Origin of the sequence: Leifsonia aquatica H1aii, assembly GCF_000633535.1 — a bacterium.
GTDB classification, from domain to species: Bacteria; Actinomycetota; Actinomycetes; order Actinomycetales; family Microbacteriaceae; genus Leifsonia; species Leifsonia aquatica_A.
Genome location: NZ_AYMR01000010.1, coordinates 111291 through 122177, shown reverse-complemented (window position 1 = coordinate 122177; position 10887 = coordinate 111291). Strand labels below are relative to the sequence as shown.

Here is a 10887-nt window from a genome sequence, read left to right as displayed (position 1 = left end):
CCGGTATCACATTCCCCCCCCCCCCCTTCACAAGAGAGAGGCACAGCCATGCCCGACGCCACCCCTCCCAGCGCTTCCCCGACCCCGGCCCTGCCCGAGAAGCCGAAGAAGTCGAAGACCGGCTGGATCGTCGGAATCGGCGTCGCCGTCGTGGCGGTCGTCGTGGCCGGCGTGCTCATCGCCGTCAACCTCGCGGCCCCCGGCTCGTCGCAGGCCGCCGGGTCGAAGAACGTGACGGTGAAGATCGGCACCACCGAGCAGGCCGCGCCCTACTGGGCCATCCTGAAGAAGAAGGCCGCCGCCGAGGGCATCACCATCGACGTCGTCGGCTTCAGTGACTACACGCAGGCCAACCCGGCGCTCGCCGACGGGCAGATCGACCTCAACCTGTTCCAGCACCTGCAGTTCCTCGCGAACTACGACGTGCAGGCGAAGCAGGATCTGGTCCCGATCGCCTCCACCCTGGTCGTGCCGCTGCCGCTCTACTCGAAGAAGTACGACGCGGTCGACGCGATCCCGCAGGGCGCACAGATCGCCATCCCGAACGACGCGACCAACCAGGCCCGCGCGCTCCTCGTGCTGCAGAAGGCCGGCCTGCTGAAGCTGAAGGACGGCGGCAACACGCTGGCCACCCCGGCCGACATCGACGCCGCGGCCTCGAAGGTCACGGTCATCCCGGTCGACGCCGCCCAGACCGCGCCGGCCCTCAACTCCGCCGACGCCGCGATCGTCAACAATAACTTCGCGCTGACCGCCGGCATCGACCCGAAGTCCGCCATCTTCCAGGACGACCCGAAGTCCGAGACCGCCGAGCCGTACATCAACGCCTTCGTCTCCCGCGAGAAGGACAAGGACAACGCGACCTACCTCAAGGTCGCCGAGCTCTACCACTCGAAGGAGGTCACCGAGTCGGTCCTCGCCGAGTCGAAGAACACGGCCGTGATCGTCGACAAGCCGCAGGCCGATCTGATCGCGGTCCTCGACACGCTCAAGAAGAACATCGAGGCGGCGAAGTAACGGGTGAGCTCCATCATCGAGTTCCGTGGCGTCACCAAGAGCTTCCGCTCGGGTGACGCCACGGTCGCCGCCGTCGAGGGCGTCGACCTCGCGATCCAGCGCGGTGAGATCTTCGGCATCATCGGCTACTCCGGCGCAGGCAAGAGCACGCTCCTGCGGCTGATCAACGCCCTCGAGCACGCCACGAGCGGGTCGATCGTCGTGGACGGCCGTGAGCTCACCGCGCTGAAGGAGCGCGACCTGCGGCGGGTGCGCGCGGGGATCGGGATGATCTTCCAGCAGTTCAACCTGTTCCGCTCCCGCACGGTGTTCGGCAACATCGCCTACCCGCTCAAGGTGGCCGGCTGGCCCGCCGACAGGCGCAAGGAGCGCGTCGCCGAACTGCTCGCCTTCGTCGGGCTGACGGACAAGGCCTGGTCCTACCCCGATCAGCTCTCCGGCGGGCAGAAGCAGCGCGTCGGCATCGCCCGCGCTCTGGCGACCAACCCCTACATCCTGCTCGCCGACGAGGCCACCAGTGCACTGGACCCCGAGACGACGGCCGATGTGCTCGCCCTGCTGAAGCGGGTCAACGCCGAGCTCGGCGTGACGATCGTGGTCATCACGCACGAGATGGAGGTCGTCCGGTCGATCGCCGATCGGGTGGCCGTGCTCGACTCCGGCCGGGTGATCGAGCAGGGGACCGTGTTCGACGTGTTCTCCGCCCCGCAGACCCCGACCGCGCAACGCTTCGTCGGGACGGTCCTGCGCAACCAGCCCGACGCCTCCGACCTCGACCGCCTGCGCGGCGCGCACAGCGGCCGCATCGTCTCGGCGCGCGTCGGCGACGACGGCCGGCTGGGCTCCGTGCTCTCCGACGCGGTCGGCCGGCACGACGTGCGATTCGAGATCGTCTACGGCGGCATCTCCGCGCTCCAGGGTCGCTCGTTCGGCAGCCTGACGCTGGAACTCCTCGGCGAGCCCGCGAACGTGGACGCGCTGATCGCCGAGCTCCGCACGGTCACCGAGGTCGAGGAGGTGCCCGCATGACCGACTGGTCCAGTCTCTGGCCCGTCTACCTGGAGTCGATCGGGCAGACGCTCTGGATGGTCGTCGTCACCCTGGTGCTGGGCGGCATCCTCGGGCTCGTGGTCGGCGTGCTGCTCTACACGACCCGCTCCGGCGGCCTCCTGCAGAACCGGGTCGTCTACACGGTGCTGAACATCCTGGTGAACTTCATCCGACCGATCCCGTTCATCATCTTCATGACCGCGATCGCCCCGCTCACCCAGGCCGTGCTCGGGACGTTCCTCGGCACTCCGGCCGCGATCTTCCCCATGACGATCGCGGCGACGTTCGGCATCTCCCGGATCGTGGAGCAGAACCTCGTGACGATCGAACCGGGCGTGATCGAGGCGGCACGCGCGATGGGCTCGCACCCGCTGCGCATCATCGCGACGCTGCTCATCCCCGAGGCGCTCGGGCCGCTCATCCTGGGCTACACGTTCATCTTCGTCGCGATCGTCGATCTGTCGGCGATCGCCGGCAGCATCGGCGGCGGCGGTCTCGGCGACTTCGCGATCGCGTACGGCTATCACCGCTACGACTGGACGGTGACCTGGATCGCGGTGATCACCATCGTGATCCTCGTGCAGGCGGCCCAGTTCCTGGGCAACCGGCTCGCGCGCAAGGCCCTCCGCCGCTAGCGCCCGCGCCGCTCCCGGGACGACCGCGCTGGTTCGGGACGACCGCGCTGGTTCGGGACGACCGCGCTGGTTCGGGACGACCGCGCTGTTTCGGGACGACCGCGCTGTTTCGGGACGACCGCGCTGTTTCGGGACGACCGCGGCTGCGCGCGCAGCCGCGGTCGTCCCGGGACGCAGCGCTCGCGCGGTCGGCGTCAGAGCGGGCCGGTGTACCGGCCGACGGGGCGCAGCCGGAGGGGCGGCTCCCGGTACTCGGCGAGGGCATGGAGGACGAAGCCGATCGTGCGTGCGGTGGCGAACACCACCTCTCCTGCATCGTCGCGCATCCCGTGCGCGAGCGTGAGCGCCGCGAGCGCGAGATCCACGTTGGGGTGCGCTCCGGCGCGGTCCCGCAGCAGGGCGGCGGTCGCGTCGACCGCCGCGAGGACGGGGGCCGCTCCCGGCTCTGCGGCGAGCAACCCGAGCAACGCGCGGGCCCGCGGATCGCCGTCCGGGTACAGCGGCTGGCCGAACCCGGGGACGGGACCGCCGGCCCCGACCACGGCGTCCGCGACGACCCGCGCGGGATCCGCCCCGGCGACGACCCGGGCGAGCATCCGGTGCGCCGCCCGGCTGGCATTGCCGTGCAACGGGGAGTCGAGCGCGCCCATCCCGGCGATCACCACCCCGTACGGGGTCGCCCGCGCGGACGCGGCGGCCCGGGCGGCAAGGGTGGAGACGGCGAGGTCGTGGTCGATCAGCAGGACCAGCGCCGCGTTCAGGACGGCCACGGCCGTGTCGGTCCCCTCCGCCGCGGCGGTGGCCGTCCCGGCGGCCGCGGCGCCGTCGCTGCCGGCGCCGTCGCTGCCGGCGCCGCCGCTTCCGGCGCCGTCGCTGGCGCTGGCACCGGCATGCGCACGGAGCCGCCGGTGCAGCCGCAGGGCGAGCGTGTCGTCGGCGCGCTCGGCGGTGGCGTTCCCGGCGACCGGGAGCACGTCGACCATCCCCGCCGCCATCGCCTCGGCGGCGCCCGCCACCGTCGCCGGGTCGAGGGAGGTCCGCAGCGGGTCGGCGGCCGCGAGCGCGGTCACGGCGATCAGCTGCCGATCGCGGTCCCCGGCCGCGGCGGGCAGTGCGGCGGCGGCGTCGCGTGCGGCGGCCATCCCGGCGCCGGGAGCGGCGAACCGCGCGGCCGGATCCCAGCCGCCCGTGAGCGCCCAGCGGGCGACGGTCTCGAACGGCTCGGCCGCGAGGTCGACGGCCCGGCGCCCGCGGTAGAGCAGGTCCCCGTCCTCGATGAGCGCGAATCCGGTGTCGATGACCATGAGCGGGCGACCATCGGATCGTCCGCTCGCCGGGCCGCCGGCCGCGGCGCGCCGCCGCCGTGCCGTCGCGAACCGCTCCACCTCCAGCGGGTCGAACGACGAGCCGTCGGTCGTGCGGTCGCGCGTGAGCTTCCCGCGGGCGACGTAGGCGTAGAGGGTCTCCAGTTTGACCCCGAGGCGTTCGGCGGTCTGCTCGGCGGTGAGGCGCGGGAGGGCATCCATGTTGATCCGATCAACGTTGACGTAGTAGAAATCCACGTTCACACTACCGTCATGGACCGGATGAACGACACCCTGATCGACGTCCCGCGCGGACTCACCAACGTGGTCGCCGCCACCACCGCCCTCGGCGACGTGCGCGGCCAGGAGGGCTTCTACCACTACCGGCAGTACCCGGCGATCGACCTGGCACGGGATCGGACGTTCGAGGAGGTGTGGTACCTGCTGCTGCACGGAGAGCTGCCCGGAGCGGACGCCCTCGCGGCGTTCCGCGCGCAGACCGCCCGGGCGCGACGGGTCCCCTCCGAGGTCACCGGGCTGCTGCCCGCCATCGCCCGGATGACGACGGCCGATCCCCTGGCCGGCCTGCGGATGGCGCTCGACGCCGTCGCCGCGGTCGACGGGATCCGGCCGGTCTACGACGAGGACGGTCCGGCACGGCTCCGGGACGCGGTGCGCATCGCGGCGGTGACCCCGGTCCTCCTGGCGCACCTGCACGCCCTCGGCCAGGGGCGCCGGCCGCTCGAGCCGCGCGACGACCTCGGACAGGTGGCCGACTACCTCCGGCTGGTCACCGGCGAGGAGCCGGATCCGCGGAGCGAGCACGCCATCAGCGCCTACATGACGGCGGCCATCGACCACGGGTTCAACGCCTCCACCTTCACCGCCCGGGTCATCGCCTCCACCGGAGCCGACCTCGCCGCGGCAGTGGTGGGCGCCCTCGGCGCGCTGTCCGGACCGCTGCACGGCGGTGCCCCGAGCCGCGCCCTGGACACGCTGGATGCGATCGGCACGCCCGACCGCATCGACGAGTGGGTCACGCGGGCCGTGCTCTCCGGCGACCGCGTGATGGGCTTCGGCCACCCGGTCTACCGCACGGAGGACCCGCGCTCGCGGATGCTGCGGGAGGTCGCGCTGGGCTTCGGCGGGCCGCGTGTCGACTTCGCCGTGCGCGTCGAGGAGCGGGTGCAGCAGCTGCTCGCCGAGCTCAAGCCCGGACGCGAGCTGCACACCAACGTCGAGTTCTACGCCGGCGTCGTGATGGAGCTCTGCGGCATCCCGCGCGCGATGTTCACGCCGACCTTCGCCGCCGCACGTGTCGTCGGCTGGACCGCTCACGTGCTCGAACAGGCCGCAGACGGCAAGATCCTGCGGCCGTCGGCCCGCTACGTGGGGCCGGAGCCGGTCAGATCGCCAGCGCTCCGATGAGCGCGGCACCGCCGATCAGCGAGAGCGCGCCGCGCAGCCCGTTGGCCCGCCGCCAGCGCTGCGCGAACGCCGCGTAGTCCGCGTCACGGGCGAGGCGGTTGTTCAGTGGGACGTTCACCGCGCCGGTGATCAGGAAGGCCGCCACCGCCAGCACCGCGCCGGCCAGCACGAGCAGTGCGTCCGCCCCGGGCAGCCTCCCGATCGTCAGAACGACCGCGACGACCGCGAGCACCGGCGACGCGAGGAAGGCCAGGAGGAACGACGAGCGCGGTGCCCGCACATTGACGGCGTTCATGACGGCGGAGGCGTGCGCCGGGGGAGCGTCGTCGAGCGCGGGCATCACCATCGCGCTGAAGCCGACGTAGACCCCGCCCGTCACCGCGGTGGCGAGGGCGGCCAGTCCGGTCACGATCGAGGTCGCTGCGTCCATGCGGTGAGCGTATCGTGCGGGAGGGGCGGGAGGCGATGACGGTGCGTGGAGCGGTACGGCACGTGGAGTGGGTCGGCGATGAGGACCCGGAGCGGTTGGAGGCGGTGACAGTGACCATGGCGGCCGACCGGCTGGACGCCCTGGGCGTGTCGCGCACGACGGATTACGTGACGAGCTGGTCGCTCGAGACGGGGCCGGAGTGGGTCACCCGTCGTCTCGACGTCTCGGTGGCGGGGCGCGGATTCACCCGCTGGCTCGTTCTGACGCGGGACGACGGGGGACGGTGGACGAGCGAGAGCTGGGCGAACGGCGTCTCCGACGTCCACGGCGAGCCGATGCCCGAGCCGGGTCTCGCCGCGGCCGGTGACGTCGAGGGCGCGCTGGATTGCGATCTCGCGCTCTGCCCGCTGACCAACACGATGCCCGTCCTGCGGCTCGGCGCCCTGCGCGGCGCCGAGGAGACGGAGCTCACGATGGCCTGGGTGGACCTGCCGAGCCTGCAGGTGCGGGCGAGCCGACAGGTGTACGGCACCGTCGCGCCGTTCGACCCCGCGACCGGGCGCGGCGTGGTGCGCTACCGCAGCGCCGACCGCGGCTTCGTCGCGGATCTGGGTGTCGACGAGGACGGCCTGGTGATCGACTACCCGCGACTGGCCCGGCGCATCCGGACCCGCTGAGCGTCGGCAGGCGCCGCGCGATCGCTACGGCGTCGGTTCGAGGGCGTCGTAGCGCCGGAACGCGCCCTGCACCCGCACCACCGTCGCCACCAGCACGATGATGACGAGCCCGCCGAGCAGCGGCGGGAACCACAGCGCACCGGTGAGGGCGAGCAGGCCGATGTAGAGGTCGCCGAGACGCGGGCCTCCGGTCACGACGACCGTGAACACGCCCTGGAGCCGGCCGCGCATCGTGTCCGGCGCCGAGGCCTGCAGGATCGTCATCCGGAAGATGGAGCTGATGTTGTCGGCCGCGCCGGAGGCCGCCAGCATCAGCGTCGCGAGAACGAGCGCCGGGAGGTTGGCCTGGGCGATGGAGGCGCCGCCCCCGTTCCAGCCGCCGATCGCGACGACGGCCAGCACGATCCCGAAGCCGAGGATGCTCGCGCCGTAGACCAGGATGGCGCGCTCGACCGCGCGCCCCTGCCAGCGGACGTGGCCGAGGCGGCCGGAGAACACGCTGGAGACCAGCGTCCCGACCGCTCCCGCCGCCGTGAGGATGCCGACCGTGACCGGGCCGCCGCCGATGAGCAGGGCGCCCACGGCCGGGAACAGGGCGCGCGGCTGGCCGAAGGTCATCGCGATCACGTCCAGGACGAACGTCATGCTGAGATTGGGAGCTGAGCGGACGAAGCGCAGGCCCTGCAGGACCGAGGCGAAGCCGGCGCTCTGCTTCTCGCCCTCCGGCACGATCGCCGGCAGGGTGAAGATGCCGAGGAACGCGGCGGTGAACAGCAGCACGTCGACCGTGTAGGTCCACGGGATGCCGACGGTCGCGACCAGCACGCCGGCGAGGGCGGGCCCGACCGTCACCATGACGCCCATGCTGATGCCGCCGAGGGCGCTCGCCGCCGGCAGCAGCCGGGTGGGCAGCAGCCGCGGTGTGATGGCCTGGCGGGTGCCGCCGATCATCACCGAGGCGACCGCGTTGATCGTCGTCAGCGCGTACAGCGGCCAGACCACCTGGATGTCGAGCCAGGCGAACACCGCGATGCCCGCGGTCGACGCCCACGCGACGATGGCGGTGACCAGCGCGACGAGGCGACGGTCGAACGCGTCGGCGAGGACGCCGCCGTAGAGGCCGAACACGATCATCGGCCCGAGCGCGAACAGGGCGACGAGCGCCACCGCGAGCGTCGAGCCGGTGAGGTCGTAGATGTGGAGGCCGACGGCCACGATGGTCATCTGGCCGCCGATGCCGGAGACGGCGCCGCCGAGCCAGAGCCGCGCGAACGCGGGGGACTCCTTCAGCGGGCTGAGGTCGACGAAGTGGCGCCGGCGGGCCAGCGTCGTATCGTCGGGCTCCTTGGTGGCCGGAGCGTCCTCCGGACTCAGAAGCGGGGCTTCTTGCTGAGCGCGACGGCGGCGGTCGAGAAGACGACGCCGGCGGCCATGATGGTGAAGGTCACCGCCTGCAGCACGGTCTGCCAGAACGGCTCGAACGGCGTGACGGAGACCCAGAGCCAGAGCACGGCGCCGATGAGGGTGATCACGTAGCTGAAGGTCTTGCGGGCGAGGATCGCGTTGCTCGCGACGACCGTGCCGGCGACGAAGACCTGGAAGAGCGGGAGACCCGCGCCCGGGTTGCCGCTCCAGGTCGCGATGAGGCTCCAGATGCCGAAGACGATGGTCGCCAGGACGATGACGGTCGCGATGACCGAGCCGAGCGCGCCGGGGAGGGTGGCGCTGAGGCTGCGGACGAGCGCGCCGTGCTCGTCGTCGGCGGTGACGACCTCGGTGTGGGGCGCGGCGCCGGTGGCGGCCTCGGTGTCCGTCGCAGTGGGGGCAGTAACGTTCGTGCTCACGACGACTACCCTACCTCCCGCACGACCTCCTCCGGCAACTTGTCGGGCCGGAGCCCGCGCCACGACGGCTGCCGGAGACGGCCGGTCCCGGTCCACTCGGCGAACTCGACCTCGCCGACGTGCTCGGGGCGCACCCAGTTCGCCCCGCGGGCATCGACAGAGGGCACCCCCTCCAGCGGGCTGGTCTTCCGCGGGTGCGCGGCCAGCAGGGCGGAGAGCCGGTCGAGGTCGGCGTCCGAGAACCCGGTGCCGACCTTGCCGACGTAACGCAGCGCCCGGCCGTCGGGGATGCCGAGCAGCAGGGCGCCGAGCGTTCCCGTGCGGCGACCGGTGCCGGGGGTCCAGCCGCCGATCACCACCTCCTGGGCCAGGTGGTGCTTGATCTTGATCCACGAGCGGGAGCGCCGGCCGGTCGTGTACGTGCTGTCGCGGCGCTTCGCCATCACCCCCTCCAGCCCGAGCTCGCGCGACGACGAGACGGCGTGGCCGAGGTCGCCCGCGAACGCCGGGGGGACCTGCACCGCGTCGTCGCCGGCGGGGTGCAGCGCGTCCTGCAGCGCGGAACGCCGTTCGTCGTAGGGCGCGCGGCGGAGGCCGCGGCCGTCCCGCTCGAGCAGGTCGAACACGAAGTAGTGGGCGGGGGTGCGCGCCGCGGCCGCGGCCACCTCGGCGGTCCTGGTCAGGCCCATCCGGGACTGCAGGAGCCCGAAGTCGGGTCGCCCGCGCGGGGTGAGGGTGACGATCTCGCCGTCGACGACCAGGTCGTGTCCGTCCGCGAGCCCGACGAGTCCTGCGAGGTCCGGGTAGGTCGCGGTGACGTCGTTGCCGTTGCGGGTGGTGAGCCGCAGCCGGTCGCCGCGCACGACGGCGACGGCGCGGATGCCGTCCCATTTCATCTCGAAGGCCCAGTCGTCCTCGTCGTCGATGTCCTTCTCCGAGCCGAGGGTGGCGAGCATGGGGGAGAGCGGGGGTTCGGTGACGGGGCCTGCACTCTCCTTCGCGCCCGCCGCCGGCTCCTCCTTCATCAGGTGGATGAGCCAGTTCTTCTCGTCTCCGTCGCGACCCCCGGTGCGGATGAGCGCGAACCGGCGCGGTGCGCCGCCGAGGCCGCCGTCGGACTGCCCGTGCAGTGTCACGATCACCTCGTCGTCGCGCCACTTCTCGAGCTCGTACTCGCCGTGGTCCCAGATGTCGACGTGCCCGGCGCCGTACTCGCCGTGCGGGATGTCGCCCTCGAATGTGCCGTACTCGAGCGGGTGGTCCTCGACGTGGACCGCCAGGTGGTTCTGCTTCGGATCGACCGGCGGCCCTTTCGGCAGCGCCCAGCTGACCAGCACCCCGTCGTGCTGGAGCCGGAAGTCCCAGTGCAGTCGCCGCGCGTGGTGCTCCTGGATGACGAACGAGCGACCGTCGACCGCGTCCGGGCTCACCTGCGGGACCGGCTCGGGGGTCTTGGCGGCATCGCGCTTCGCGCGGTAGGTGGTGAGCCGGTCCCCGGCGGTCTCGGCGAGCTGCTCGGCGTCGGCGTGCCCGGCCGCGGCCGTGCCGCCGGTGGACAGGGCCGCGAGCGGGTCGCCGTGCTTCCGCACGCGTGCGAGCACCTCCTCGTACTCCAGCTGGCGCAGCTCCTTCGCGGCGAGTTCGCGCCAGGTGCGCGGTGCCGCGACCGTCGGACGCAGGCGTCCGCGCAGCGAGTAGGGGGCGATCGTGGTCTTGGCGCCGTTGTTCTGGCTCCAGTCCACGAGCACCTTGCCCGCCCGCAGCGCCTTCTTCATGTCGCTGACGACGAGGTCGGGGTGGTCGGCCTCCAGCGCGCGCGCCAGCTCGTGCGCCACCGCGGAGATCTGATCGCTCGTCTGCGACCCGTCCAGCGGGGTGTAGAGGTGGATGCCCTTCGAGCCGCTGGTCACCGGCAGCGGCTCCAACCCCATCCCGTTCAGGATGTCCCGTGCCAGCCGGGCGACCTCCGCGCAATCGTGCAGGGTGACGCCGTCGCCGGGGTCGAGGTCGAGCACCATCCGGTCCGGGTTGCGCCGGGCGTCGCCGCGACCGACGCGCCACTGCGGCACGTGGATCTCGAGGGCGGCGATCTGCGCGAGCCAGACCAGTGTGGCCCGGTCGTTCACCAGCGGATACGTGTTCTCGCTGGTCTTGTGCGTGATGGTGCGCTGCGCGATCCAGCTCGGGGTGGAGGCGGGATCCAGGTTCTTCTGGAAGAACACCTCGCCGGGATGCTCCGCCGTGCCGACGCCGTGCACCCAGCGTTTGCGGGTGGCGATGCGGTCGCGGGTGTGCGGGACCATCGCCTCGGCGATCGCATGGTAGTAGCCGATCACGTCCGCCTTGGTCGTCCCGGTCTCCGGATACATCACCTTGTCGAGGTTCGTGAGCTTCAGCCGGTGACCGTCGATCGAGACGGTCTCGGTGTCGTCCGCTGCCATGCGCCCACCGTACGCCGTCGCCCATCCTTCGATCACTGGTTGATATCGGGGCGACTCGCGG

10 protein-coding genes are annotated in these 10887 nt (G+C 72.2%); 5 read left to right on the top strand and 5 right to left on the bottom strand.

What is annotated here, in order from left to right; translation table 11 throughout:
• Nucleotides 1-48 precede the first annotated feature (48 nt).
• Genes U870_RS0112315 through U870_RS0112305 form a run of 3 tightly spaced genes read left to right on the top strand, consistent with a single transcriptional unit; the run spans nucleotide 49 to nucleotide 2702 of the window.
• The gene (locus U870_RS0112315) at nucleotides 49-1017 is read left to right on the top strand and encodes a MetQ/NlpA family ABC transporter substrate-binding protein (protein ID WP_025157693.1); all 969 of its coding nucleotides are present in this window, start codon (nucleotides 49-51) and stop codon (nucleotides 1015-1017) included.
• 3 nt (nucleotides 1018-1020) lie between these two features.
• Entirely contained in the window at nucleotides 1021-2046 is a 1026-nt protein-coding gene (locus U870_RS0112310) for a methionine ABC transporter ATP-binding protein (RefSeq protein ID WP_025157692.1), read from the top strand.
• Nucleotides 2043-2702: a methionine ABC transporter permease gene (locus U870_RS0112305; protein ID WP_025157691.1), complete on the top strand. Its 660-nt coding sequence runs from the start codon at nucleotides 2043-2045 to the stop codon at nucleotides 2700-2702. The genes U870_RS0112310 and U870_RS0112305 overlap by 4 nt, the downstream gene beginning before the upstream one ends.
• Before the next feature lie 194 nt (nucleotides 2703-2896).
• Here U870_RS0112305 and U870_RS0112300 read toward each other — a convergent pair whose 3' ends face one another.
• A complete protein-coding gene (locus tag U870_RS0112300; protein WP_240183691.1) occupies nucleotides 2897-4270 on the bottom strand; it encodes a citrate synthase in 1374 nt (457 codons plus the stop codon).
• A 9-nt stretch (nucleotides 4271-4279) separates the two neighbouring features.
• Between U870_RS0112300 and U870_RS0112295 the strand changes: the two genes are divergently transcribed.
• A complete protein-coding gene (locus U870_RS0112295; RefSeq protein ID WP_115644437.1) occupies nucleotides 4280-5434 on the top strand; it encodes a citrate synthase in 1155 nt (384 codons plus the stop codon).
• On the opposite strand, the gene U870_RS0112290 is transcribed toward U870_RS0112295, so the two are convergent.
• On the bottom strand, nucleotides 5412-5864 hold the full coding sequence (locus tag U870_RS0112290; RefSeq protein ID WP_025157688.1) for an anthrone oxygenase family protein: 453 nt from the start codon (nucleotides 5862-5864) through the stop codon (nucleotides 5412-5414). The two genes, U870_RS0112295 and U870_RS0112290, sit on opposite strands and share 23 nt — an antisense overlap.
• Nucleotides 5865-5899: 35 nt before the next feature.
• On the opposite strand from U870_RS0112290, the gene U870_RS0112285 reads away from it, so the two are divergent.
• Nucleotides 5900-6541, top strand: coding sequence for a putative glycolipid-binding domain-containing protein (locus U870_RS0112285; protein ID WP_240183690.1), 642 nt, complete (start codon nucleotides 5900-5902; stop codon nucleotides 6539-6541).
• A 24-nt stretch (nucleotides 6542-6565) separates the two neighbouring features.
• Here U870_RS0112285 and U870_RS0112280 read toward each other — a convergent pair whose 3' ends face one another.
• The 3 genes from U870_RS0112280 to U870_RS0112270 are packed head-to-tail and all read right to left on the bottom strand — an operon-like array spanning nucleotide 6566 to nucleotide 10826.
• A complete protein-coding gene (locus tag U870_RS0112280; protein WP_205288763.1) occupies nucleotides 6566-7867 on the bottom strand; it encodes an MFS transporter in 1302 nt (433 codons plus the stop codon).
• A 44-nt stretch (nucleotides 7868-7911) separates the two neighbouring features.
• Nucleotides 7912-8385 (bottom strand): hypothetical protein, encoded by a 474-nt coding sequence (locus U870_RS0112275; RefSeq protein ID WP_025157685.1) that lies wholly within the window; start codon nucleotides 8383-8385, stop codon nucleotides 7912-7914.
• Nucleotides 8386-8390: 5 nt separating this feature from the next.
• Nucleotides 8391-10826, bottom strand: a complete 2436-nt coding sequence (locus U870_RS0112270; RefSeq protein ID WP_025157684.1) for an ATP-dependent DNA ligase — start codon at nucleotides 10824-10826, stop codon at nucleotides 8391-8393.
• Between the last annotated feature and the right edge of the window lie 61 nt (nucleotides 10827-10887).

What these genes read in the sequence shown, in the direction of transcription:
- U870_RS0112270 (WP_025157684.1), bottom strand. Translation starts at nt 10,826, where the DNA reads ATGGCAGCGGACGACACCGAGACCGTCTCGATCGACGGTCACCGGCTG.
- U870_RS0112305 (WP_025157691.1), top strand. Translation starts at nt 2,043, where the DNA reads ATGACCGACTGGTCCAGTCTCTGGCCCGTCTACCTGGAGTCGATCGGG.
- U870_RS0112290 (WP_025157688.1), bottom strand. Translation starts at nt 5,864, where the DNA reads ATGGACGCAGCGACCTCGATCGTGACCGGACTGGCCGCCCTCGCCACC.
- U870_RS0112285 (WP_240183690.1), top strand. Translation starts at nt 5,900, where the DNA reads ATGACGGTGCGTGGAGCGGTACGGCACGTGGAGTGGGTCGGCGATGAG.
- U870_RS0112295 (WP_115644437.1), top strand. Translation starts at nt 4,280, where the DNA reads ATGGACCGGATGAACGACACCCTGATCGACGTCCCGCGCGGACTCACC.
- U870_RS0112315 (WP_025157693.1), top strand. Translation starts at nt 49, where the DNA reads ATGCCCGACGCCACCCCTCCCAGCGCTTCCCCGACCCCGGCCCTGCCC.